A 22,151-nucleotide genomic window follows, 5' to 3' on the forward strand; every position below is an offset into this window, starting at 1 on the left:
CGACAAAGGCGCGCCTTAGCGGAATTCGCGCGGGGCCGCAAGGATTTCAGGCCATCGGCCAGATGCCGACGGCCACAATCCAGGTCACACCGCCGCCTTGCGGAAGCGGGCGACGAAGTCGTCAAGCTCGGGCCGTTCCATGTCGGAGATCGCCCAATAGGAGAAGGCACCGTCGCTCCATTGCACCATCGAGAAGCCGCCGGATGAAAGGTCGTCCGGCTGGGTGGTCTTGCCGCCCTGCTGCGGTTCGGCGACCAGCGTGATCAGGTGCTCGCGGTGGCGGTAGACCAGTGCCGGCACCGGCCGGCCCGATATCACCTCGACCCGGCCGCCGATCAGCGCGTAGCCGTCCTGGGCAAGGTCCGGCGCCGGTGGCGAGACGCCAATGCGGGCGTCGAGCCACGGCTTCACCGTATGGCGGTCGGACGAAACGATGTCGATCGGGCTCGCCGCAAGCAGGCTGCGGCGGTGGCCGCTGGCGACCGCCGCGGCAAAGCCGTCGTCGACGCCGCTTTGCATCACCCATTGCGTCGCGCCGCTGGCGAGCACGGCGCTGATCATGATCGACGCGGCCATGGTGCGCCAGTCGAACGAGCCGAAGCGGCGCGCTCTTGGCGATGGCCGTGCCGGGGAAGGACGTGTCCCGGCTTCCCGCCTCTGGCCGCCGGCGGAGCCCGCTATCAATCTCGGCAATGCCGACGGCGCGCCCCGCTGGGGCTCCGTCGCCTGGGCCGGCGCCTGTTGTTCGGTGCCGGCCATGCCGATCGCCGCGATGCGGGCTCGAAAGGCGTCGCTGACATCGGGGCGCGGCAAGCGGCTGACAGCGCCTTGCAAGGCGACAATGCGGGCATGCTCGGCGGCAAGCCGGGGGTCGGCGGCGATGCGACGCTCCACGGCAAGTGCGGCTGCCGCATCAAGCTCGCCATCAACAAGGGCATGGATCATCAGTCTGATACCTTCGGGATCATTGGGCAGTCCGTCGTCATGGTTGGTCATGGCGCTCTCCCCAATTCAGATGCCAGCAGGCCGCGCGCACGCGCCAGCCTGGACATCACCGTGCCCATCGGCACGTCGAGCATGGCCGCTATCTCGCGATAGCTGAGGCCGTTGATATCGCGCAGCACCAGCGTTTCGCGAAATGGCTGCGGCAAGGCGGCGATCGCCGCCTCGAGCGCCGCCGTATCGGCCCTGGCGATCAGGCTCGCCTCCGGGCCATCCTCTTCCGGCAGGCTGCTGCCGTGTGCCGCCGCCATGTCGTCGAGATCGCCGAGATCGCCGACGGCCATCATGGCGCGCGGCCGGTTACGCGCCATCCAGGTGTAGGAAGTGTTGCGCACGATGGTCAGCAGCCACGCGCGGGCGTTGCCGCCGGCATAGCCTGAAATGCCGGCATGTGCCTTGATGCAGGCGTCCTGCACGACATCCTCGGCATCGGCTGCATTGCCGGTCAGCCAGCGGGCAAGCGCCAGCGCGTCGCCGAGATGCGGCAGCACCACCTGGTTGAAGCGTTCTGCCAGGGCCCTCTCGCTCAAAGCAGCACCATGATCCGAGACTCCGGGCCGTGCCGCTTCAAGATGCGACGGCGACCTTGACTTGCTCGCTGGGGCAAAGCCCCCGGAAGCAGGCAGAGCCGCCTGCCTTGCTGAAACTGAAATCATCTGCCTCACCGGTGTCAAGCGCCATGGAAGAGAGACTGATGACGATCACGCGCGCCAGCGCATGGTCACGGTCGGTGCCGCAGCCATGGTCGCTGTTTTCGCATTGACGGGGCATGCCGATCTCCTCAACGCCAGCCGTGGCGTATGCTGAAGAGACCTGTCGCGGCGCCGGCTTATTCCCGTCGCGCATAAATCCGGCTGTTCACAGTCGCGTGATCAGCCGGCGCTTCTGGAATTTTTGGTCGGCCTGGTGCTTAATCCGGCCAGCGCAAGACGCCGGAGGAATCCTTGCGGGCGGCTTTCATCGCATCGGCGGGACGGTCCTTCGCGGTCAGTATGGCGCGCAGGCGTTCGCCGACGATCTCGGCCTCGCCGGGATGCAGATTGCAGGGGTCGAGGAAGAAATGGCCGCGCTCGATCTCGTGGTTGCGCACAATGATCGGCGGCGAGCCCGAGGCAAGCGCCGAGGTGAGCCCGGCGGCGGTAAAGCGGCTCTCGGGCGATACGAAGATCTGCAGCCGGTCGAGCGGATTGGCTGTTGGATCTGGAATGATCTTCGCAAAGATGCCTGTTATCCCCTGCAAAGCATCCTTCCAGAGATTGAGAGCGGCCTCCTCGCGCCGGCGGATGCCGTCGTGGTCGCGCGTCTCCCAGGCTTCCAGCGCGGCCATGGTGCCGGCGATGCTTTCCTTGCCGACCTTCATGGCCCGCGCCACGCCGCGGTTCTGCAGATAGGCGGCCCGCACCAGATCCTTGCGGCCGGTGACGATGCCGCTGGTCGGCCCGCTCAGGAACTTGTGGCCGCTGTAGATGACGACGTCGGCGCCGCGCGCCAGAAAACCGCGCAGATCGTATTCGGACGCGGCATCGACGATCACCGGCACGCCCTTGGCGTGGCAGATTTCGCAGAACTCCTCCAGCGACAGCATGCCGTACTGCACGGTGTGGTGGGCGACGACATAAAGGCCCGCCGCCGTGCGTTCGTTGATCGCTTCGCGCACATGATAGTCTTGCGTCACGCTGACCGTGCCAGCGGGCACCACCTTGGCGCCGGCGACGCGGACCGACTGGTCGATCGGTGCGCCGTAGTTGACGATGTGGCCAAGCTGGATGACGACCTCCGACTTGAGGTCGCCGGTATCATCGGGCAGACGCTCGATGGCCAGCAGGTTGGTTCCCGTCATCGCGCCGGCGATCGCCATGGTGATGCCGCTGGCGCAGCAGGCGGTGATGAAGCCGGCCTCGCCGCCAGTGAGGCGTGCGACGACGGTGCTCGCGGCGCGCTGCAGATCGTCCATCTCCACCCATTGCGAGGCCATTTCAGCCATGGCGCGGATCGCTTCCGGGACGATGATCGACGCGCCAAGCGCGGTCATGGTGCCCGAGACGTTGATGATTGGCCTCAAGCCCAGCCGTTCGCGGATGGTGGTGTTGGAGCCGGTGGAGGAAGTGGTTTTCATGTGAGCGGATCCTGTGGGTGGCAGATCAGGCGGCGATCTCGATGACCGCTTCGATTTCGACAGTGATGTTTCCAGGCAGCGAGCCGACGCCGATGGCCGAGCGGGCATGGCCGCCGATCTTGTCAAAGACATCGGCGAACAGATCGGAACAGCCATTCATCACCTTGGGGTGGTCGCTGAAGGTCGGCGTCGCGTTGACGAAGCCGAGCAGCTTGACGACGCGCACGATGCGGCCGAGATCGCCGGCGGCGGCATGCATGACGGCGAGCAGATTGAGCCCCGTCAGGCGCGCATGCCCGTAGGCCTGCTCGACGGTCACATCCTCGCCGACCTTGCCGGTGCAGAGCGTGCCGTCGGCGCGCAGCGGCCCCTGGCCGGACAGGAAGATCAGCCGCCCGCTCTCGGCATGGGTGACGAAGTTGGCGATCGGGGTTGGCGGCTCGGGCAGCGTCAGGCCAAGTTCGGCGAGCCGGATGTAAGGCGTCATGGAAGAAGGCTCCCTTGGTTGGCTTCAGCCATCCGATATTCAAGAATGAGACGGCGTCTGCCGTCCGATGTCAGAAATGCGAGGCGCGGAAGCGCGCCAGGAAGGTGCGGAGGCGCTCGTTGCTGGTCTCCGCCGCGAGGATCTCCTTGGGCGGACCAACAGCACTGACGCCGCCATCGGCCATGAAGACGATGCGGCTCGAGGCGTCGCGGGCAAAGGCCATTTCGTGCGTCACCATCAGCATCGTCATGCCGTCCTCGGCGAGGCTGCGCACCACGGCCAGCACCTCGCCAACCAGTTCGGGATCGAGTGCCGAGGTGATCTCGTCGAGCAACAGGATCTTCGGCTCCATCGCCACGGCGCGCGCGATGCCGACGCGCTGCTGCTGGCCGCCGGAAAGCTCCGCCGGCAGGCTGTCGGCCTTGTGGGCGAGGCCGACGCGGCCGAGCCAGTGTTCGGCGGTTTGTCGCGCCTCGGCCTGGCTCTTCCCCCGCACCTTGGTCAAGCCCAGCATGATGTTGCCGGCCGCTGTCAGGTGCGGAAACAGGTTGAAGCTCTGGAAGACCATGCCAGTCTCGGCGCGCATCGCGGCCAAGTCGCGCTCGCTGCGGCGCTGGCGCGTTCCGGCCTCGCGATAGCCGACCTCCTTGCCGTCGATACGGATCGAGCCGCTATCGTAGCTTTCGAGGAAATTGACACAGCGCAACAGCGTGGTCTTGCCGCTGCCCGAGGGGCCGATCACGGTGACCACCTCGCCACGCTTCACCTGAAGGCTGACGGAACGCAGCACCTCGACGGCGCCGAAAGCCTTCGAGACATCGCGCACTTCGAGCAGTGCCGGATTGGCGCTTGTGGCATCGGACATCTTGCTATTCCCGAATGAAGGAGAAGCGCCGCTCGAGCCGCCGGCTGGCGAGCGAGAGCGCATAGTTGACCGCGAAATAGATCAGCGCGCCGAGGATATAGAGCGGCATCGCCTCATAGGTGCGGCCGATGACCTGGTTGATGGCCTGCATCAAATCGGTGATGCCGAGCAGCGAGACCAGCGCGCTGCCCTTGACCGCGTCGGTGACGCCGTTGATCCACGGCGGCAGGAAGCGCCTGAAGGCCTGCGGGAAGATGACGTAGGTCAGCCGCTGGCTGAAGGTCAGCCCGATCGCCATTGCAGCCTCGGACTGTCCCTTCGGAATCGAGGCGACCGCGCCCCTGAGATATTCGATGACCTGCGCCGTCTTGAACAGGGTCAGCGCCAGCACCGCCGCCCAGAACGACGGCAGATGAAGTCCGATGGCGGGCAGGCCGTAATAGACGAAGAACATCAGCACCAGGATCGGAATGCCACGAATGGTGTCCGAGAAGATGCGCACCGCCCAGCGCAACGGGGCGGGACCATAGACCAGGGCGACACCCAGCAGGACGCCGGCGATGAGCGACAGGACCACGACCAGAAGCGATACCCAAAGGGTCAGGGCGAAGCCTTTGGCGAGGAAAGGCAGAGCGTAGAGGATCTGGCTCAGCATGTCAGCGCGCCGCCCTGAACCGGCGCTCGACCAGCCTGAGCGCAAAAAGCAAGGCGTAGCCGGTCACCAGATACATCGCCGTCGTCACCAGATAGACCTCGACGATGCGGAAGGTGTTGAAGTTGATCCACTGGGCGCCGAAGGTGAGTTCGGGCACCGAGATGACTGAGGCGATCGAAGTGTCCTTGAACAGCGAGATGAAGGTGTTGGACAGCGCCGGCAGCGTGATGCGCAGCATGGTCGGCAGGCGCACATGGATGAGCCTTTGCCAGGGTGTCAGGCCGATGGCCTTGCCGGCATCGAGTTGACCGCGCGGGACAGCCTCTAGCCCTGAGCGAAACACCTCGACCAGATAGGCGCCGCTATAGACCGACAACGTCAGGACAAACGAGGTCGGCGCGCTGTAGGCCAGGTCGACCACGGTGGGCAGGCCGTAGAAGACAAGGTAGACCAGCAGGATCAGCGGCACGTTGCGGATGAATTCGACATAGGCTGCGATGATCGCGCGCACCACCCGCCCGGCCGAAACGTACCAGACCGCGAGCACCAGCCCGATGACGACGCCGATGGCGATCGAGATCACGGCAAGCTCGAGGCTGAGCAGCAGACCGCCCCACAATTTGTCGAAATGCCGCCAGATCAGATTGAAATTGAGGGCATAGCCCATGCGTCCGCCTCGGTGTGAAGGGCGTCGGAGGAAGCAGGCGGAAGGGCGCGGAATGCCCCTTCCGCCTGCTGGGTCAGATGACCGGGAAACCCGGATGACGCGCCGGCGGCTCCTGGCCGAAATAGTCCTTGAAGGCGGCGTCATAGAGCGCCGATTCATGGCCGAACATGGCAATGGTGAAGGTCTGGTTGACGAAGGTCAGCCAGTCGAGGTCGCCTTGCCGAAGCGCGGCGCCGTAGAGCATCGAATACCAGCTCTTGCCGGCGTCGAAATATTTGTCCGGATTGCGCGAGGCGAGCCAGCGCACGGTCGACAGATCGACGGCGGCTGCATCGGCGCGCTTGGATTCCAGCGCCTGCAGCACGTTGGCCTGGGTGTCGATCTGTAGCACCTGCGCCTGCGGAAGGGCGTAGTGCACGGAGCTTTCGGCGTCGACATTCTGCAGGATGGAGATGCGCGTCGCCGAACCGCCGGCAAGCAGCTTGTCGAAGGTCTTGTTCTCGGCGGTGGGAAGCGTCAGCAGGGCAACGCCTTCGACATAGTACGGCCGGGTGAAGTTGATCAGCTGCGAGCGCTGCGCCGTCATCGTCATGAATTGGATGGTGATGTCGACCTTGTTGGTGGTGACGTTGGGGATGCGCTGCGCCGGATCCTGCATGACGAACTCGACCTTGGTCGGATCGTCGAACAGGCCCTTGGCCAGGATGCGGCCCATGGTGATGTCCATGCCGACCAGTTCGCCGGCATCGTTCTCGAAATGCCAGGGCGCGTTGGTGCTGCCGGTGCCGACGATCAGCTTGCCGCGGTCGAGCACGGTGCGCAGCAGGCTGTCGGACGCGGCCTGGGCCGCGGCCTTCTGGGCATCTACGGTTGCCAGCACGCCGGCGGTGGCCAGTCCAGCCATTCCCAATTTCAGAAAATCACGTCTTCCGGATGTGTCGTTCACGGCGACCTCCTTTCGTGTTGTGTTCCCCATGCACAGGCAAGACACACGTCGGTGATTTCAAGAAAATTGTCTCTTACAAGAGACGCATGTATCCTGTACAAGACAGATACTAACACCAGGAATCGACAATGCAAGATGGCAATGCCTTGGCCGTTTCGGCCGACGAAAAGACGACGGCTTCCCGCGAAAAGGGCCTCAACCGAGTGCTCGAGATCCTGGACTTCCTGCACACGACGCAGCGCGCGATCGGCATCGGCGACCTTGCCAAGGGGGTGAACGCGCCGCGCTCGACGACCTACACGCTGGTGCGCTCGCTGGTCGACGCGGGCCTGCTGGAAATGGCCGGCGACGGCAACCGCGTCTATTTCGGCAAGAAGCTCTATCTCTATGGAATGGACTATGTGCGCGGCAATGACCTGCTGCGGCGAGGGCGCCAGGAGGTCGACCATCTGTCGCGGGAGACCGGGGAAACCTCGGAACTGTGCATGCTGCAGAGTGGCCGCTATACCATCGTCCACTCCAGTCCCGGCACCAGGCCGTTCCGCATCAGCTCGGCCACCGGCCTGCAGATACCGTTGCCCTGGACCGCTTCGGGGCGGCTGCTTCTGGCGGGGCTGGAGCGGGCCGCGATCGAGGACATGGTGTCGCAGGACGATCTCGTGCTGCCCGATGGCCGCAAGCTGCGGCTGGATGATTTCATCGCCGACATCGCCAAGGCGCGGGTCACCGGCTACTGCGTCACCTCGGGGCTCGTCGACGCCTACACCAAATGTCTCGCCGTGCCGGTCTTTTCAGCGCCGGGCAAGGTCGAGGCGACGATGTGCCTTGTGGTTCCGATCGATACGACCGAGGAGCGGACCGAAAGTCTCATCGGCCTGCTGCGCGAACGCGCCGGCAGGCTCTCCATCGCCGGATAGGCGAAACGTGACGAGGATCGCGCGGCCCGCGGCTCAAGCGATGATGTCGGGAATGATCTTGTCTTCCAGCTTCATCAGCCGGTCCTTCAGCGCCAGCTTCTTCTTTTTCATGCGCTGGATCTGCAGCGGGTCGCAATTGGTGGCGATCATCGCGTTGATCGCCGCGTCAAAATCGGCGTGTTCCTGCTTCAGCCGGGAAAATTCGAGGCGAATATCGGCCTGTTCCTGATCGGACATTCTCTACCGTCTGCACTGCGGCGCCCAAAACTGGGCCTTGTTGGGCGGGGGCGGCACTTTCTGCCACCGGCGCGCAGCCCATATCACATTTCACATTGCCGTGGAATGCTACCACGCAGCATTCGACATCACTGTCGGAAGGTGGCAAAGTGTCATTGTGCCGTCACAGAAGCGACCTGCGGTGGACGCGCCTTGGCGGCTGCAATCGAGGAAACCATGAAAGGGAGAACCAATCATGTCTCTTGCATCCCATCTTGATGAGTTGCAGCGGAAACACGGCGACATCGAACGCGAAATCGATGACGCGATGAACCACCCGTCGGTGGACGACCTCGAAATCGTGAATCTCAAGCGACGCAAGCTGGCACTCAAGGATGCGATTGAGAAACTGAAAGCGCAACCAACCACGCATTGATGCCCGACTGACATAGCCGCCACTATGCGGTCTTGCTTGCCGGCGGCAGCCGCCGCCGGTGTAGTGGGTTTTGTTTTCCGCTCCGGGCGGCCATCATAAAAATCATATTAGGCCGAAGCCTTCTCAACTTCGTCATCCCAGGGCGAAGCAGGAGCGAAGCTCCGTCGCGGAGACCCTGGGATCCATTCCGTGACCTTGGCCGAGGAGTGCAGCGGAGCATTATTCTGCGCCGTTGCGGCGCTCGGAAGTCGCGGCATGGATCCCTTGGGCTGCGGAGCAGCCCCAGGGGTCTGCGCCGCGTCGCTACGCTCCTTGCTCCGCCCGTGGATGACGAAGTGTGAAACATCTCCGCCAATCGCGAAGGTATGCGGCCGTCAACGCGAGCGACCGGGTCAAAACTCCGGCGCCTGGAAACTGCTTGCGGGCTATTTCGGGGCCAGTGGCGACCTGTCGCCATTGACAAGCCATCTTTGCTCCTCCACCTCATGCCCGGACTTCAGCGCATCGGCCCCGGGGAGTGCTTGTGCGTCCGAGCGGACGCACGGGACTTCAGAGACAAAAGGCTGCCGGCATGACCGGATATTTTTCCTTTCCCTTCCCTCGCCGCACCTCGGTCGGCGTCGATGTCGGCGGCGTGGTCGTCGGCGGCGGCGCTCCGGTTGTCGTGCAGTCGATGACCAACACCGACACCGCCGATATCGACCAGACGGTCGCGCAGGTTGCAGCACTGCACCGCGCCGGTTCCGAGATCGTGCGCATCACCGTCGACCGCGACGAGAGCGCGGCCGCCGTGCCGCGCATTCATGAACGGCTCCAGCGGCTCGGCATCAATGTGCCGCTGGTCGGCGACTTCCACTATATCGGCCACAAGTTGCTCGCCGATCATCCGGCCTGCGCCGAGGCGCTGGCCAAATACCGCATCAATCCGGGCAATGTCGGCTTCAAGGACAAGAAGGACCGGCAGTTCACCGATATCGTCGAGATGGCGATCAAGCACGACAAGCCCGTGCGCATCGGCGTCAATTGGGGCTCGCTCGACCAGGAACTCCTGACCCGACTGATGGATGACAATCAGGACAAGGGTTTTCCGCTGACGGCGCAGGAGGTGACGCGCGAGGCGATCGTGCAGTCGGCGATCCTGTCGGCCGAGATGGCCGAAGAGATCGGCCTCGGCCGCGATAAGATCATCCTGTCCGCCAAGGTCAGCGGCGTACAGGACCTGATCGCCGTCTATACGGAACTCGCCACCCGCTCCGACCATGCGCTGCATCTGGGCCTCACCGAGGCCGGCATGGGGTCGAAAGGCATCGTCGCCTCGTCGGCGGCGATGGGCATCCTCCTGCAGCAAGGCATTGGCGACACCATCCGCATCTCGCTGACGCCCGAGCCGAATGGCGACCGCACGCGCGAGGTGCAGGTGTCGCAGGAATTGCTGCAGACGATGGGCTTCCGGCAGTTCGTGCCGATCGTCGCCGCTTGCCCTGGCTGCGGCCGCACGACATCCACCGTGTTCCAGGAACTCGCCCAGAATATCCAGGCGGATCTGCGCAAGAACATGCCGGTTTGGCGCGAAAAATATCCGGGTGTCGAGAACCTCAAGGTCGCGGTGATGGGCTGCATCGTCAACGGCCCGGGCGAATCCAAGCATGCCGATATCGGCATTTCGCTGCCCGGCACCGGCGAGACGCCGACGGCGCCTGTCTTCGTCGACGGCAAGAAAGCGGCGACGCTCCGCGGGCCAGCGATCGCGGCGGATTTCGAGAAAATGGTCGCCGACTACATCGAGCAACGGTTCGGTCGCAGCGGCAAGGCCGCGGCAGAGTAGGCCAGATGCGGCGTTTCCCCCGGGTGGCGCTGATAGTCCTGTGCAGTGTGGCCTGGTCAACGCTTGCCCAGGCCGATCCGCCGCAATCGGCCAAGCAGCGGTTGATCGACAAGGTCTGCAATTTGATCCAGGCCCATGCCGACCAGAACGGCCTGCCCCGGGATTTCTTCGCCCGGCTGATCTGGAAGGAAAGCCGTTTCGACCCCAACGCCGTCAGCCCCGTCGGCGCCGAGGGCATCGCCCAGTTCATGCCGGGCACCGCCAAGATGCGGGGGCTCGAAAATTCCTTCGACATCAACCAGGCGATCCCGGCATCGGCGAAGTATCTCGCCGAAATGAAGACCAGCTACGGCAATCTTGGCCTGGCGGCCGCCGCCTACAATGCCGGCGAAAGCCGGGTGTCGCGCTGGCTGGGTTCGGGCGGTTTCCTGCCGATGGAGACCGAGAGCTATGTCTTCGACATCATGGGCGAGCCGGTCGACAAGTTCACCGACCCCGCCTATGCCGGACAGGTCGCGCCGCTCGACGCCAAGACGGATTTTGCCGTCGCCTGCCGCAAGCTGCCGGTGATCATGTCCCAGACCGTGGCGATGGCCTCGATCAACGTCAAGCCGTGGGGCGTCCAGGTGGCCGGCAATTTCCGCCGCAGTGCCGCGATCAGCCAGTGGCTGCGGGTGAGGAGCCGGTTTCCGGCCCTGCTTGCCGGCCATGATCCGGTGGTGAGCCGGGTGCGCACGCCGATCGGCCGGCGCGGCATCTACGCGGTCAGGATCGGAATCGACGACCGCGCCGCCGCCAATGTCATTTGCCAGAAACTGCAGAGCGTCGGCGGGGCCTGCGTGGTGGTGCGCAACCGTTAAAGGCTGAAGCCGGCTCGATGCTTGAAAGAGAATCGAACATGAATGCCAGGATCGTCCTGCTCAATGGCGTCGGCAGTGCCGGCAAAAGTTCGATCGCCAGGGCGTTGCAGACAATAACCGCCGAACCGTTCCTGCATGTCCAGATGGACACCTTCATCGAGATGCTGCCCGATGCCTTGCAGGACCATGCCGACGGCTTTTCCTATGAGACCATCCGGCAAGGCGGCCAGACGTCGGTCGTGATCAGGACCGGACCGACGGGAGCGCGTGCCTTGCGCGGCATGCGCCACGCCGTCGCCGCCATGGCCGGGCAAGGCAACAACCTGATCGTCGACGATGTGCTGTGCAATGGCGAAATGCCTGAATATGTCGAACTGCTGTCGGCCTTCGATCTCCATCGGGTTGGCGTCATGGCGCCGCTGGAGGTCCTGGAAGCCCGCGAAGCCCAGACGGCCGGGCCTGGCGCGCTGGCAATATGGGCGCGTGCACGCGGGCATAGTCTACGATCTCGAGGTCGACACCAGCCATCTCACCCCGCTGGAATGCGCCCGTCGCATCCAGCAACAATTTCGACTATAGGCGCCGATGGATCGGCCGGGCTTGCCCTGCCTGTGAAACGACAAGGGCAACGGGATGTTCGACGCCTATATCATCTGCGGCACGCCGAGAACCGGCAGCACTTTGCTGTGCAAGCTCCTGGCATCCACCGGGACATCAGGCGATCCGCACTCATTCTATCGGCGGCAGGACGTGCCGGAGTGGGCCGAGGAGTGGAGACTGCCCGGCCGCGACACGATGGGCGAGCTTGAATTCGATGTCGCCTATGTCGATGCGGCAATCACCGCCGGCAGGGGCGGCACCGAGATTTTCGGCCTGCGCCTGATGCGCGAAAACCTGGATGAGCTTTCGGCGATTCTCGACCGGATTTTCCCAGGGCTGGCGTCGGACAGGGCGCGTTTCGAAAGAGCTTTTGGCCGCATTCTCTACATACATCTGTCGCGGGAGAACAAGCTCGCGCAGGCGATCTCGCTGATCAAGGCACAGCAGACCGGTCTTTGGCACATCGCGCCTGACGGCACCGAGATCGAACGGGTCGCACCGGCGCAAGACCCCCAATATGATTTCGAGCGCATCAAAGGGGAGCTTGACGAACTCGAAGCCTATGACGCGGCCTGGAACGTCTGGTTCGCAGCGCAAGGCATAACGCCGCTGCGGGTTGGCTATGAGCGTCTATCCGCCGATCCGGCGGCGGCGTTGCTGAGCATATGCGATGCTCTCGGCGTTCAGCCTCCGAATGCGGACGACATCCGGCCGGGCGTCGCAAAGCTCGCTGACGAGACAAGCCTCGACTGGATGCGCCGCTATCGCCTTGACGCGGCCCGCCTGGCGCCGTGACCTGGATCAGGCGGTCTTGGCCACCACTGTTTCACTGAGCCATGTGCCGATCTTGGCGCCAAGGCGATCGGGCGAAACGGGCTTCGGCAGATAGTCGTCCATGCCGGCCTCGATGCATTTGTCGCGATCGCCCTTCAGCGCGTGCGCGGTGACGCCGACGATCGGGATGTGGCTGCCCGACGAGGCCTCGATCGCGCGGATGGCGCGGGTTGCCTCGTAGCCGTTCATCTCGGGCATCGAGACGTCCATCAGGATCAGTTTCGGATGCAGCGACCTGTACATCTCGACCGCCGTGCGGCCGTTGCCGGCGATGCGGTAGCTGAGGCCGAGTCCGTTGAGGATCTGGCCGAACACCAGCTGGTTCACCTCATTGTCCTCGGCGATGAGGATGTCGATCGGGCCGTTCGGCGCGGTGGCCGATTCCGGTACTGTCACGGCCGGAACGGCTGGGCCACGGATGACCGTGAAGGCAGGCGGAGCCGGCTGCGGCATCTGGACCGGCTCGCGAACGAAATGCGCCTTGCCGGCCTGCGAGCGGGCCTTCTGGATAACAGAGATGACCGTGCCGAGCAGGATCGCCGAGCGCGCCGGCTTGGTCAGATGCGCCGATATGCCGAAGTCGATGATCATCTTGCCGAAATCGACCTGATCGACGGAGGTCAGGATAACGATCGGGATGGCGGACAGCCGGCTGTCGGCGGCGATGGCGCGGGCGACATCGCCGCCGTTCATGCCGGGCATCTGGTAGTCGAGGATGATGCAGTCGACGCTGGCGCCCAACTGGCAGGCGCGATCGAGGAAGGCGAGCCCCACGGCGCCGCTTTCGGCTGCCGCGCAGTCGAAGCTCCAGCTTCTGAGCTGCTCGAGCAGGATCTCGCGGTTGACGGGATTGTCGTCGATGACCAGCACGCGCGCGCCGGTGACGTCGACCGGCACGACCGCGTCGCGCGCCTCGGCATGATGCACGGGCAGCGGCACCGCGAACCAGAAGACGGAACCGCGCCCGATCTCGCTCTCGACGCCGATCTTGCCGGCCATCAGGTCGACGAGGCGCGCGGCGATGGCAAGCCCCAGGCCGGTGCCTTCGTGGCGGCGAGTCGAGGACCCGTCGACCTGCGCGAATTTCTCGAACACGTTCTGCAGTTTCTCGGCCGGGATGCCGATGCCGGTATCCTCGACGCGCAGCTTGAGCTGGACGACATCGTTGACCGTTTCGCCGCCGACATCGATCAGCACATGGCCCTTCTCCGTGAATTTCACCGCATTGCCGACCAGATTGGTGACAATCTGCCGGAACCGCCCGGCGTCGCCGACGACATGGGCCGGCAGGCGCGGATCGACGCGCACGATCAGTTCGAGGTTCTTTTCGGCGACACGGGCCGAAACCAGCGTCGCCACATCCTCGACCGCTTCGGAGAGACGGAACGGGGCAGGGTCCAGGGTGAGCTGTCCGGCATTGATCTTGGAGAAATCGAGGATGTCGTTGATGATGGTGAGCAGCGCATTGCCCGATTTGACGATGACGTCGGTGAAGGTCTTCTGGCGCGCGGTCAATTCGGTCTTGGCAAGCAACTCGGCCATGCCGAGCACGCCGTTCATCGGCGTGCGGATCTCGTGGCTCATATTGGCCAGGAATTCGGACTTGGCACGGTCGGCGGCCTCGGCCTTGAACAGGGATTCGGCCGATTGGGCAAAGGCGCGGCGGATCGCCTGCTCCATCGGCCGGAAGATCCAGAAGGCGACGATGGCCAGGACGCCGAACAACAGGCCGCTCGCCCACAGCAGCAGCCGGTCGCTGGAAGCGTCGGCCAGATGGCGCTCGTCATCCATCGTGGTGCGGACACGTACCAGCATCGGCTGCACAAACAGGTCGTTCTGGTTGCGGATTTCCCGGTAGCGCCATTCATCGGCTTTTTGCGCCACCGACATCAGGTTGAGGTTGCGCACCATGTCGCGCGGCGACCAGAACAGATCCCCGTTGACGGAAGAGGCTTCGAGTTCGTTGATGGTCTTGGCCGACAGGCGCGGACGTATCGCGGCGAGCTGGGCGGTCAGTGTGTCGATCTCGCGGGTCAGGCGTTCGGAATGATCACGCGCCGAAGCGGTCAGCGCATCGCGCGTTTCGTTGCGCCAGGCGGACCCGGTCGTCTCGGCGAAGCTGGTCGCGTTGCGCAGGTCGCGGGTGAAGACGACGAGGTTGCTGCTCAGCGCATCGATGTCATGGCGGAAGGAATTGACACGGTCGAGCGCAATCATGATGGCCATGGAAGCCAGCGCGAAAATCAGCAGTCCTGAAAGGTAGCGGATCCGGACAAACCGGATGAAGGAAGAATATTCCGGCATGCGCAACCCCAACACATACGCATTATTTTAACGACCGGGATTACGCTTCATTTACATTAAGATTTCGTTCGCGCGGCCGGCGCCATTGCTCCTGCATGAGGCATCGTGACGGATCAGATCGATGCGGTGATGCCGCCGTCGACATAAAGGATATGACCGTTGACAAAGGACGAGGCATCGGAGGCCAGGAACACGCAGGCCCCGACCAGTTCCTCGACCTTGCCCCAGCGGCCGGCCGGGGTGCGCTTTTCAAGCCAGGCGCTGAAGGCCGGATCGGCGACAAGGGCCGCATTGAGCGGCGTGTCGAAATAGCCGGGCGCGATGGCGTTGCATTGCAGGCCGTGTTTGGCCCAGTCGGTCGCCATGCCCTTGGTCAGGTTGCCGACCGCGCCTTTCGTCGCCGTGTAGGGCGCGATGCCAGGGCGGGCGAGGGCTGTCTGCACGCTGGCGATGTTGATGATCTTGCCGCGGCCTCGCCTGATCATGTGGCGTGCGACTGCCTGACCGACATGGAAGACGCTGGCGACGTTGGTCTGCAGCATGCGCTCGAACGCATCGGCGGGGAAATCTTCAAGCGGTGTGCGGAACTGCATCCCGGCATTGTTGACCAATATGTCGATCGGCCCGTCGGACAGTTCGAAATTGTCAATCGCCGCGCGGACCGCGTCATGATCGGTCGCGTCGAAGGCGAGCGTTTCCGCCGCAGCGATCTGCGCCGCCGCCGCGCCGAGTTTCGCGGCGTCACGGCCGTTGAGGATCACGCTTGCTCCGGCTTGCGCCAGGCCCTTGGCCAGAGCGAACCCGATGCCTTGCGACGAGCCGGTTACGAGCGCCCGGCGCCCGCTGAGATCGAACAGATTGGACGACATCGAAGCTGATCTCCCATTTGCCTCTCGCCACGCACCGCCGATATCGGGCCTGCCGTCAGCTGTTGCGCGTCGCGACGAAGGTCGCGGCTTCCTTCAGCAGCGCCGCCTTGTCGCCATAGGGGTCAAGCAGCGCGTGCGCCTGGCCAACAAGACCATGCAACTGACTGCGCGCCCAGTTCACACCATGCAGCGCCACGAGGGTTGCCTTGCCGGCGGCGGCGTCCTTGCCGGTCGCCTTGCCCATCTGGCTGGCGTCGGCCGTCAAATCGAGCAGGTCGTCGGCAAGCTGGAAGGCGAGGCCGATCGCCGAGCCGAATTCGGCGAGCCGTTCGCGATCCTCCGCCGGCGCGCCGGCGATGATGGCACCCGCCTCGCAGGCGAAGCGGATCAGCGCGCCGGTCTTCATCGCCTGCAGCCGGATGATGCCGGCCTCGTCGGGCGCTGCCTGTTCGGCCTCGAGGTCGAGTTTCTGGCCGCCGACCATGCCGCCGGCACCGGCGGCGCGGGCAAGCGCCAGCACCAGGGCGGCCCGCCGCTCGGCCGGCAACAGGGTCGCCTCGCCAGCGATGATGTCGAAGGCCAGCGTCAGCAAGGCGTCGCCGGCCAGGATGGCTGTCGCCTCGTCGAAGGCCTTGTGCACGGTCGGCTGGCCGCGGCGCAGATCATCGTCGTCCATCGCCGGCAGGTCGTCATGGATCAGCGAATAGCAGTGCACGCATTCGAGCGCCGCCGCGACACGCAGCGCCGCTTCGCCATCGGCCGAAAACAGGGCGGCACTTTCCATGACCAGGAACGGCCGCAGGCGCTTGCCGCCGTTCAGCACGCCATGGCGCATCGCGGCCATCAGACGATCGGGCCGCGCGATCTCGCCCGAAAGCGGGCGATCGTCGAGCAGCCGCCGCAGCAGCACCTCGATGGCGGCTGCCCGCCGGATAAGCGCCATTTCGAACGCCATTTCGTCGTCATTCGTCATGGCCGGGAGCGGTAGCCGACACTCAGACGTTGCGCAAGAAGGCAAGCGCCATTATGCCGGAGCGGTATGAGCCCGTTTGGAAACTCTCCTCCTGCGGTCATTTGATGGCGTTTTCCGCGCTTCCTGTGCTTGCGTACCCGAATGTACGCTCCGCTCCGGTTCTCGAAAACACCGTCATGTGATGCACAGGAGCGAGTTTCAAAACGATCTCTCTGGCACGGGTTGGGCGGCTTGGCGGAACCGATCGTCGATCATGAAACCGAAAAGCTGGACATGGCGACGAGATCGCGCGGCGTGAACCGCCGCAGTCTCAGGCGCTGGGTCCGGCGCGGCCTCATCGCGGCCGCAGTGCTAGCGCTGATCCCGATAGTGCTGACCTTTCTCTACCTGCCGTCCTTCGTGCATCCGGTGTCGACGCTGATGCTGAAGGATCTGACGACCTTCTCCGGCTATGACCGGCGTTGGGTCTCGATCGACGATGTCGCGCCGGTGCTGGCCCATTCCGTCATCATGTCGGAGGACGGCCAGTTCTGCTTCCACCGCGGCGTCGATCTGGGCGAACTCAGAGGGGTCGTCGACGATGCGCTGGCCGGCGAGGCGACGCGCGGCGCCTCGACCATCACCATGCAGACAGTGAAGAACCTGTTCCTGTGGTCGAGGCCGCTGGGTTCGGTGCGCAAGGTCGTCGAACTGCCGCTGGCCGTCTATTTCGACGCGGTGATGTCGAAACGGCGGATCATGGAGATCTACCTCAACATCGCCGAATGGGGCCCCGGCATCTATGGCATCGAGGCGGCGGCGCAGCACCATTTCGGCATTCCGGCAAAACAGCTGTCCAGACGGCAGGCAGCGCTTCTGGCCGTCACGCTGCCCAATCCGATCGCCCGCAATCCGGCAAAACCCGGGCCGGGCCTGAGAAGACTCGCCAATCTGATCGAGCGGCGTGCCGGCCGTTCAGGCGCCTATGTCGGCTGTCTGGAATAGCCAGCTCAAAAAAATTCACTGTAGTGCTGGCCAAAACAGTGTCAGGCGTGTATAGGCACCCGACTTTCTCAGATTTAGGCCCGACATGGCCCTTTCACGAGGGCGGGCGGGGCTTTTGACCATGTAGTGGAGCATATCCATGGCCGTTCCGAAACGCAAAACCTCTCCGTCCAAGCGCGGCATGCGCCGCTCGGCCGACGCCCTCAAGGCCCCGACCTATGTCGAGGACAAGAATTCCGGCGAGATGCGCCGCCCGCACCATATCGACCTGAAGACCGGCATGTATCGCGGTCGCCAGGTGCTGACCCCCAAGGAAAGCTGAGACCAGCTTTTTTGAAGGTTTGAGTTACAAAGGACCGGCCTCTGGCCGGTCTTTTTGCGTTTGGCGGAACTTAACAAGCAGAGCCGACGCCCGGGCCATCGTCCCCACTCCAGAATACCGACAAGGCCTTGAGGCTGCCTTCGACGGGGCTGTGCCCAAGCGCGTCGGATACCCGCGCGCCGCGCGATCCTCCCCGGCTGATGCCCATCGACGCTACTTCCCTCAAAGCCAAGCCCAGCTTCCAGCATCTCATCCGACCATCGAGGGGCCTTCTCTCGGTGTTTTTCGGCGCGGGTGGGATTGTCATTGGCGGTTTCTTATGTAATTTTCAAAATTATAGTCGGAAATCGACATCAATGGGGAATTACATGTGGGATTTCGTCAGCACGAGTGATCTCGACGACACCGAACAGGCGGTGCTTTCCCAACTCAAGGTCGACGGGCGGATGTCGAGCGTCGATATCGCCAAGCGCATCGGCGTCACCGAAGCGACGGTGCGGCGGAAAATGGCGCGCGTGCTCGAGGATCCGGATATCTGCATCCAGGCGGTCGTGCGCCCCTTGCGCAGCGATGTCGGCATCGCCGCCATTGTCGGGTTCGATGTCGATCGCGAGCACATCATCAGCGTCGCCCGGAAACTGTCGGAATATTCGTTCGTCGACAGCGTCTACGCCATGACCGGGCCGTTCGACATCATCATCCAACTCACTTTGCCATCAACGACCAGCCTGCATGACTTCCTGGTCAGTGAACTGGCGAACGTTCCCGGGATCAAGGATTCCGAGAGCTACATGATCGGCCGTGTGTTCAAGCACTCGGGCCGGGCCTACCAGCGCAGCAAAACCGAAGAAAAAAGAGGGTAACAATGGGTGAGTTCCTTTCCGCATCGCGCCGCCGCGTCCTGTCCCTGCTTGCCGCCGCGCCGCTCTTCCTGTCCTTCGCATCCGCCGCTCATGCCGACGGGCTTGTCGACCAGATCAAGCAGCGCGGCACCATCGTGGTCGGTACCGAGGCGGCCTTCGAGCCGTTCGAGTTCGTCCGCGACGGCCAGATCGTCGGCTACAACAAGGACATCCTCGATTATGTGGTGAGCCAGCTCGGTGTGAAGCTCGACCAGCTCAACCTGCCATTCCAGGGGCTGCTGCCGGGCCTGCTGGCGAAAAAGTTCGACCTGATGGCGACCTCGACCGGAATCAATGCCGAGCGGGCGGCGAAATATGCCTACACGAGGCCGACGGGCTCGTTCGAGAACGTCATCGTGGTGCGCGCCGATGAGGAGCGCATCAAGAAGCCGGAAGACATCAGCGGCATGGTGGTGGCAACGCAGCTTGCCTCGTCCGTGCAGCCGATCATCGAGGCCTATGACAAGGAACTCAAGGACAAGGGCGGCAAGGGTGTCGGCGAACTGAAGCTGTTCACCTCCTTCCCCGAAACCCATGTCGCTCTCGCCTCCGGCCAGGTTGATGCCATTGTCATTGCCTCGCCTTCGGCGGCGGTGCTGATGAAGAACGTCCCCGATACCTACAAGGTCGTCGGCTCGATCGGCGAATTCTCCTACCTGTCCTGGGTCGTGCGGCCGGAGGACAAGGACCTGCGCGAATTCATCAACACCAAGATCGGCGAGCTGAAGGACAGCGGCAAGCTGAAGGAGCTGCAGCTGAAATGGTTCGGTTTCGAGATGAAGACGCCAGACCAGGGCTATCTGCCACCCGGCGCGCTCTGAATCGTTTCCCCTGAACTTGTCTGGCGTGGCGCAGGCGATGCGCTGCCGCGGCTATCGCCCGCGCCGACGCCGGACGGTGCCTCTCCGTTCGAGCTGAAAAATGTTCCATTTTTCAAAAACGCTGACCTTTCTGCCGCAATTCCTGACCGGCGCGGGCATCACGCTCGGCGTCTCGGCGCTGGGGTTCCTGGCCGGCACGCTGATCGGCTTCGGCCTGCTGGCCTGCGGCCGGTCGCGCTGGCGCCTGGTTCGCTGGATCGGCGCGCTCTACACCAGCTTCATCCGCGGCACGCCGCTGATCGTGCAGATCTTCGTCGTTTACTACGTGCTGCCGGGGCTGGTCGGCATCGATCTGCCGCCGCTCCTGGCGGGCGTGCTGGCGCTCAGCTTCAACAGCGCGGCCTTCGTCGCCGAGATCCTGCGCGCCGGGCTGACGCGCATTCCCTCCGGCCAGTATGAAGCGGCCAAGGCGCTCGGCCTGAAACCCGTGGTGACCTGGTTCAAGATCATCATGCCGCAGCTGTTCAGGTCCATCATCCCGCCGATGGTCAACGAGTTCACCATGCTGGTGAAGGCCTCGTCCATCCTGTCGGTGATCGCCGTGGTCGAGCTGACCCGCACCACGCAGAACATCATGAACGTTACCTACCGGCCGGTCGAGGCGTTCTGCATCGCGGCGGTGCTGTATTTCATCGTGCTGTTTTCCTGCAGCCTTTTGACCCGGCATCTGGAGCGCAAGGCGGAAGGCGCGCGCGCATGACGTTCGATTTCGCCGTCATCGCGGACAACTGGCAGATCCTGGCCAAGGGCTTTGGCAATACGGTGCTGATGTGCGCCGTGTCGCTGCCATTCGGCTTCGCGCTCGGCATCTTGCTGGCGCTGGTGAGGCTGAGGGGCGGAGGGCTGCCGGCGGCAATCGTGTCGGCCTATGTCGAGATCTTCCGCAACATTCCGTTCCTGATCCAGATTTTCCTTTTGTTCTACGCCTTGCCGATGTTCGGCGTCCGGCTCTCGCCGGTGGTGGTTTCGATCGGTGCTCTGTCGGCCTATGCCAGCGCTTATTCCGCCGAGATCATCAGGGGCGCGATCCAGTCCATCTCATTTGGCCAGGTCGAGGCCGGCTATGCGCTTGGCCTGCGCTACCTCACCATCTTCCGCAAGATCCTGGTGCCGCAGGTGCTCGGCTACATCCTGCCGGCGGCCACCAACCTCACCATCACACTGATCAAGGAATCGGCGATCCTGTCGGCGATCACCGTGCCAGAACTCACCTACATGGCCCAGAACATCATCGGCCGTACCTTCTCGCCGGTGGAGATCTTCACCGCCATCGCATTGCTGTATTGGGGGCTGACCGCCCTTGTCGCGGCAATCTCGCGCAGCCTGGAGCACAGGCTGCAGCCCCATCTCGCAGCCCGCCGTGGCGCCTGATCCAAAAAGCCTTCAACACAGAGGAGACCCCATGTCCAAACTCACCACCGCGCCGCGCGATGTCTTCCAGACATTCCTGAACTTCCCGCTGGTCGAGGATCTCGACACGCTCAAGGCCGATGTCGCCATCATAGGCATGCCCTATGGCGATCCCTACACGATCGACGAGCTGATCAACGACCAGACCAACGCGCCGACGGCGGTACGGCGCGCCTCGCAGCGCATCAGCCAGGCGCTCGACCGCTATGATTTCGACATTGGCGGGCCGGTCTTCGCCGGCCAGGACATCAAGGTGGTCGATGTCGGTGACGTGCCGGGCAATGCCGCCGATCATGTCGGGCACTACGGCAGGGCCGAGGCGGCGATCCGCAAGGTCCTCGCCGCCGGCGCACTGCCGATCACCATCGGCGGCGACCACGGCATTCCGATCCCGATCTTCCGGGCGCTCGACGGCGAAGGCCCGATCACGCTGGTGCAGCTCGATGCCCATCTCGACTGGCGCGACAATGTCAACGGCGTCAAGGAAGGTTATTCCAGCACCATCCGGCGGGCCTCGGAGATGGCGCATATCAAGGATATCTTCCAGGTCGGCATTCGCGGCCAGGGCAGTGCGCGCACCGAGGAGGTGGAGGCGGCCCGCGCCTACGGCGCCAACATCATCACCACCGACGAATGGCAGGATATCGGCACCGCCGCGCTGCTCAAGCGCATTCCGGACGGCGGCCGCTACTACCTTACCATCGACGCCGACGGACTTGACCCTGCGGTCATGCCAGCGGTGGAGGGCCCGCAGCCGGGCGGTATCAGCTACCGCCAGACGATCGAACTGATCAAGGGGCTGGTCGGCAAGGGCCGTCTCGTCGGCATGGATATCGTCGAGATCGCGCCGGCGCGCGATGTCAACGAGATCACCTCGATGACGGCCGGCCATATCGTCCTCAACGTCATCGGCGCCGCCGTGCGTGCCGGCTACTTCAAGCGCTGAGCCTTTTATCTCTCGTTTGCTCCATGTCAGCCGGGCAACCGGCTGACATGCTTGTTTCATCCGGTCTTCGACCGTGTTTGCGGCTGCGCACGAAAAATCTTGACGGCGTGCCTGCGGCGCATTCTACAGAAGGT

At 63.9% G+C, this 22,151-nt stretch carries 25 protein-coding genes and 1 pseudogene; 13 read left to right on the plus strand and 13 right to left on the minus strand.

Annotated elements, in window-relative coordinates; translation table 11 throughout:
• Positions 1-84: 84 nt before the first annotated feature.
• The 9 genes from EB815_RS07380 to EB815_RS07420 form a co-directional block, all read right to left on the minus strand.
• On the minus strand, positions 85-996 hold the full coding sequence (locus EB815_RS07380; protein ID WP_056575590.1) for an anti-sigma factor family protein: 912 nt from the start codon (positions 994-996) through the stop codon (positions 85-87).
• A complete protein-coding gene (locus EB815_RS07385; protein ID WP_056575593.1) occupies positions 993-1,532 on the minus strand; it encodes a sigma-70 family RNA polymerase sigma factor in 540 nt (179 codons plus the stop codon). The genes EB815_RS07380 and EB815_RS07385 overlap by 4 nt, the downstream gene beginning before the upstream one ends.
• 37 nt (positions 1,533-1,569) lie before the next feature.
• On the minus strand, positions 1,570-1,773 hold the full coding sequence (locus EB815_RS07390; RefSeq protein ID WP_155772503.1) for a hypothetical protein: 204 nt from the start codon (positions 1,771-1,773) through the stop codon (positions 1,570-1,572).
• Between the two features lie 139 nt (positions 1,774-1,912).
• A complete protein-coding gene (locus EB815_RS07395) occupies positions 1,913-3,118 on the minus strand; it encodes an aminotransferase class V-fold PLP-dependent enzyme (protein WP_056575599.1) in 1,206 nt (401 codons plus the stop codon).
• A gap of 25 nt (positions 3,119-3,143) precedes the next feature.
• Positions 3,144-3,605: a RidA family protein gene (locus tag EB815_RS07400; protein ID WP_056575602.1), complete on the minus strand. Its 462-nt coding sequence runs from the start codon at positions 3,603-3,605 to the stop codon at positions 3,144-3,146.
• 70 nt (positions 3,606-3,675) lie between these two features.
• Entirely contained in the window at positions 3,676-4,470 is a 795-nt protein-coding gene (locus EB815_RS07405) for an amino acid ABC transporter ATP-binding protein (protein WP_056575605.1), read from the minus strand.
• A gap of 4 nt (positions 4,471-4,474) precedes the next feature.
• Positions 4,475-5,125 (minus strand): amino acid ABC transporter permease, encoded by a 651-nt coding sequence (locus EB815_RS07410; RefSeq protein WP_056575609.1) that lies wholly within the window; start codon positions 5,123-5,125, stop codon positions 4,475-4,477.
• Position 5,126: 1 nt separating this feature from the next.
• A complete protein-coding gene (locus EB815_RS07415) occupies positions 5,127-5,792 on the minus strand; it encodes an amino acid ABC transporter permease (protein WP_056575612.1) in 666 nt (221 codons plus the stop codon).
• A gap of 73 nt (positions 5,793-5,865) precedes the next feature.
• A complete protein-coding gene (locus EB815_RS07420; RefSeq protein ID WP_171883346.1) occupies positions 5,866-6,696 on the minus strand; it encodes a transporter substrate-binding domain-containing protein in 831 nt (276 codons plus the stop codon).
• A 170-nt stretch (positions 6,697-6,866) separates the two neighbouring features.
• Here EB815_RS07420 and EB815_RS07425 point away from each other — a divergent pair, with 170 nt between their 5' ends.
• The gene (locus EB815_RS07425; protein WP_056575615.1) at positions 6,867-7,655 is read left to right on the plus strand and encodes an IclR family transcriptional regulator; all 789 of its coding nucleotides are present in this window, start codon (positions 6,867-6,869) and stop codon (positions 7,653-7,655) included.
• Positions 7,656-7,688: 33 nt separating this feature from the next.
• Here the strand turns inward: EB815_RS07425 and EB815_RS07430 are convergent, their stop codons facing one another.
• The gene (locus EB815_RS07430; protein ID WP_010911954.1) at positions 7,689-7,892 is read right to left on the minus strand and encodes a YdcH family protein; all 204 of its coding nucleotides are present in this window, start codon (positions 7,890-7,892) and stop codon (positions 7,689-7,691) included.
• Between the two features lie 235 nt (positions 7,893-8,127).
• Between EB815_RS07430 and EB815_RS07435 the strand changes: the two genes are divergently transcribed.
• The 5 genes and pseudogenes from EB815_RS07435 to EB815_RS07455 all read left to right on the plus strand — a co-directional run bounded on the left by EB815_RS07435 (position 8,128) and on the right by EB815_RS07455 (position 12,387).
• Positions 8,128-8,307, plus strand: coding sequence for a YdcH family protein (locus tag EB815_RS07435; protein ID WP_010911953.1), 180 nt, complete (start codon positions 8,128-8,130; stop codon positions 8,305-8,307).
• Positions 8,308-8,878: 571 nt separating this feature from the next.
• Positions 8,879-10,132, plus strand: coding sequence for a flavodoxin-dependent (E)-4-hydroxy-3-methylbut-2-enyl-diphosphate synthase (gene ispG / locus EB815_RS07440; protein WP_056575618.1), 1,254 nt, complete (start codon positions 8,879-8,881; stop codon positions 10,130-10,132).
• 5 nt (positions 10,133-10,137) lie between these two features.
• The gene (locus EB815_RS07445; protein ID WP_056575621.1) at positions 10,138-10,992 is read left to right on the plus strand and encodes a lytic transglycosylase domain-containing protein; all 855 of its coding nucleotides are present in this window, start codon (positions 10,138-10,140) and stop codon (positions 10,990-10,992) included.
• A 38-nt stretch (positions 10,993-11,030) separates the two neighbouring features.
• Positions 11,031-11,571 (plus strand): annotated as a pseudogene (locus EB815_RS07450) (phosphotransferase-like protein).
• A 54-nt stretch (positions 11,572-11,625) separates the two neighbouring features.
• Positions 11,626-12,387, plus strand: a complete 762-nt coding sequence (locus EB815_RS07455) for a Stf0 family sulfotransferase (protein ID WP_056575628.1) — start codon at positions 11,626-11,628, stop codon at positions 12,385-12,387.
• A gap of 6 nt (positions 12,388-12,393) precedes the next feature.
• Here EB815_RS07455 and EB815_RS07460 read toward each other — a convergent pair whose 3' ends face one another.
• The 3 genes from EB815_RS07460 to EB815_RS07470 all read right to left on the minus strand — a co-directional run bounded on the left by EB815_RS07460 (position 12,394) and on the right by EB815_RS07470 (position 16,572).
• A complete protein-coding gene (locus tag EB815_RS07460; RefSeq protein ID WP_056575630.1) occupies positions 12,394-14,730 on the minus strand; it encodes a response regulator in 2,337 nt (778 codons plus the stop codon).
• Between the two features lie 113 nt (positions 14,731-14,843).
• Positions 14,844-15,599, minus strand: a complete 756-nt coding sequence (locus EB815_RS07465; RefSeq protein WP_056575633.1) for an SDR family oxidoreductase — start codon at positions 15,597-15,599, stop codon at positions 14,844-14,846.
• A 55-nt stretch (positions 15,600-15,654) separates the two neighbouring features.
• Positions 15,655-16,572: a polyprenyl synthetase family protein gene (locus EB815_RS07470; RefSeq protein WP_056575636.1), complete on the minus strand. Its 918-nt coding sequence runs from the start codon at positions 16,570-16,572 to the stop codon at positions 15,655-15,657.
• Between the two features lie 222 nt (positions 16,573-16,794).
• Here EB815_RS07470 and EB815_RS07475 point away from each other — a divergent pair, with 222 nt between their 5' ends.
• From EB815_RS07475 to EB815_RS07505, 7 genes are all read left to right on the plus strand, one after another.
• Positions 16,795-17,556 carry a biosynthetic peptidoglycan transglycosylase gene (locus tag EB815_RS07475; protein WP_056575639.1) on the plus strand — a complete coding sequence of 254 codons (762 nt, stop codon included), beginning with the start codon at positions 16,795-16,797 and terminating at the stop codon, positions 17,554-17,556.
• A gap of 139 nt (positions 17,557-17,695) precedes the next feature.
• Positions 17,696-17,878, plus strand: coding sequence for a 50S ribosomal protein L32 (rpmF, locus tag EB815_RS07480; protein WP_008834724.1), 183 nt, complete (start codon positions 17,696-17,698; stop codon positions 17,876-17,878).
• A gap of 200 nt (positions 17,879-18,078) precedes the next feature.
• Positions 18,079-18,741, plus strand: coding sequence for an Lrp/AsnC family transcriptional regulator (locus EB815_RS07485; protein WP_081295018.1), 663 nt, complete (start codon positions 18,079-18,081; stop codon positions 18,739-18,741).
• 2 nt (positions 18,742-18,743) lie between these two features.
• Positions 18,744-19,601 (plus strand): transporter substrate-binding domain-containing protein, encoded by an 858-nt coding sequence (locus tag EB815_RS07490; protein ID WP_056575646.1) that lies wholly within the window; start codon positions 18,744-18,746, stop codon positions 19,599-19,601.
• A gap of 100 nt (positions 19,602-19,701) precedes the next feature.
• Positions 19,702-20,361: an amino acid ABC transporter permease gene (locus EB815_RS07495; RefSeq protein ID WP_056575648.1), complete on the plus strand. Its 660-nt coding sequence runs from the start codon at positions 19,702-19,704 to the stop codon at positions 20,359-20,361.
• Positions 20,358-21,032 (plus strand): amino acid ABC transporter permease, encoded by a 675-nt coding sequence (locus EB815_RS07500; RefSeq protein WP_056575651.1) that lies wholly within the window; start codon positions 20,358-20,360, stop codon positions 21,030-21,032. The genes EB815_RS07495 and EB815_RS07500 overlap by 4 nt, the downstream gene beginning before the upstream one ends.
• A gap of 31 nt (positions 21,033-21,063) precedes the next feature.
• A complete protein-coding gene (locus EB815_RS07505) occupies positions 21,064-22,017 on the plus strand; it encodes an agmatinase (RefSeq protein WP_056575656.1) in 954 nt (317 codons plus the stop codon).
• The last annotated feature ends 134 nt before the right edge of the window (positions 22,018-22,151 follow it).

The organism is Mesorhizobium loti (assembly GCF_013170705.1).
GTDB lineage: Bacteria > Pseudomonadota > Alphaproteobacteria > Rhizobiales > Rhizobiaceae > Mesorhizobium > Mesorhizobium loti_D.

Excerpts from the sequence above, each read along its gene's own strand:
- EB815_RS07490 (WP_056575646.1), top strand. The coding sequence starts at position 18,744 with ATGGGTGAGTTCCTTTCCGCATCGCGCCGCCGCGTCCTGTCCCTGCTT.
- EB815_RS07445 (WP_056575621.1), top strand. The coding sequence starts at position 10,138 with ATGCGGCGTTTCCCCCGGGTGGCGCTGATAGTCCTGTGCAGTGTGGCC.
- EB815_RS07495 (WP_056575648.1), top strand. The coding sequence starts at position 19,702 with ATGTTCCATTTTTCAAAAACGCTGACCTTTCTGCCGCAATTCCTGACC.
- EB815_RS07410 (WP_056575609.1), bottom strand. The coding sequence starts at position 5,125 with ATGCTGAGCCAGATCCTCTACGCTCTGCCTTTCCTCGCCAAAGGCTTC.
- EB815_RS07455 (WP_056575628.1), top strand. The coding sequence starts at position 11,626 with ATGTTCGACGCCTATATCATCTGCGGCACGCCGAGAACCGGCAGCACT.
- EB815_RS07415 (WP_056575612.1), bottom strand. The coding sequence starts at position 5,792 with ATGGGCTATGCCCTCAATTTCAATCTGATCTGGCGGCATTTCGACAAA.
- EB815_RS07420 (WP_171883346.1), bottom strand. The coding sequence starts at position 6,696 with ATGGCTGGACTGGCCACCGCCGGCGTGCTGGCAACCGTAGATGCCCAG.
- EB815_RS07390 (WP_155772503.1), bottom strand. The coding sequence starts at position 1,773 with ATGCCCCGTCAATGCGAAAACAGCGACCATGGCTGCGGCACCGACCGT.
- EB815_RS07485 (WP_081295018.1), top strand. The coding sequence starts at position 18,079 with ATGCCCATCGACGCTACTTCCCTCAAAGCCAAGCCCAGCTTCCAGCAT.
- EB815_RS07400 (WP_056575602.1), bottom strand. The coding sequence starts at position 3,605 with ATGACGCCTTACATCCGGCTCGCCGAACTTGGCCTGACGCTGCCCGAG.
- EB815_RS07460 (WP_056575630.1), bottom strand. The coding sequence starts at position 14,730 with ATGCCGGAATATTCTTCCTTCATCCGGTTTGTCCGGATCCGCTACCTT.
- ispG (WP_056575618.1), top strand. The coding sequence starts at position 8,879 with ATGACCGGATATTTTTCCTTTCCCTTCCCTCGCCGCACCTCGGTCGGC.
- EB815_RS07395 (WP_056575599.1), bottom strand. The coding sequence starts at position 3,118 with ATGAAAACCACTTCCTCCACCGGCTCCAACACCACCATCCGCGAACGG.
- EB815_RS07470 (WP_056575636.1), bottom strand. The coding sequence starts at position 16,572 with ATGACGAATGACGACGAAATGGCGTTCGAAATGGCGCTTATCCGGCGG.
- EB815_RS07430 (WP_010911954.1), bottom strand. The coding sequence starts at position 7,892 with ATGTCCGATCAGGAACAGGCCGATATTCGCCTCGAATTTTCCCGGCTG.
- EB815_RS07505 (WP_056575656.1), top strand. The coding sequence starts at position 21,064 with ATGTCCAAACTCACCACCGCGCCGCGCGATGTCTTCCAGACATTCCTG.
- EB815_RS07405 (WP_056575605.1), bottom strand. The coding sequence starts at position 4,470 with ATGTCCGATGCCACAAGCGCCAATCCGGCACTGCTCGAAGTGCGCGAT.
- EB815_RS07380 (WP_056575590.1), bottom strand. The coding sequence starts at position 996 with ATGACCAACCATGACGACGGACTGCCCAATGATCCCGAAGGTATCAGA.
- EB815_RS07425 (WP_056575615.1), top strand. The coding sequence starts at position 6,867 with ATGCAAGATGGCAATGCCTTGGCCGTTTCGGCCGACGAAAAGACGACG.
- EB815_RS07435 (WP_010911953.1), top strand. The coding sequence starts at position 8,128 with ATGTCTCTTGCATCCCATCTTGATGAGTTGCAGCGGAAACACGGCGAC.
- rpmF (WP_008834724.1), top strand. The coding sequence starts at position 17,696 with ATGGCCGTTCCGAAACGCAAAACCTCTCCGTCCAAGCGCGGCATGCGC.
- EB815_RS07465 (WP_056575633.1), bottom strand. The coding sequence starts at position 15,599 with ATGTCGTCCAATCTGTTCGATCTCAGCGGGCGCCGGGCGCTCGTAACC.
- EB815_RS07500 (WP_056575651.1), top strand. The coding sequence starts at position 20,358 with ATGACGTTCGATTTCGCCGTCATCGCGGACAACTGGCAGATCCTGGCC.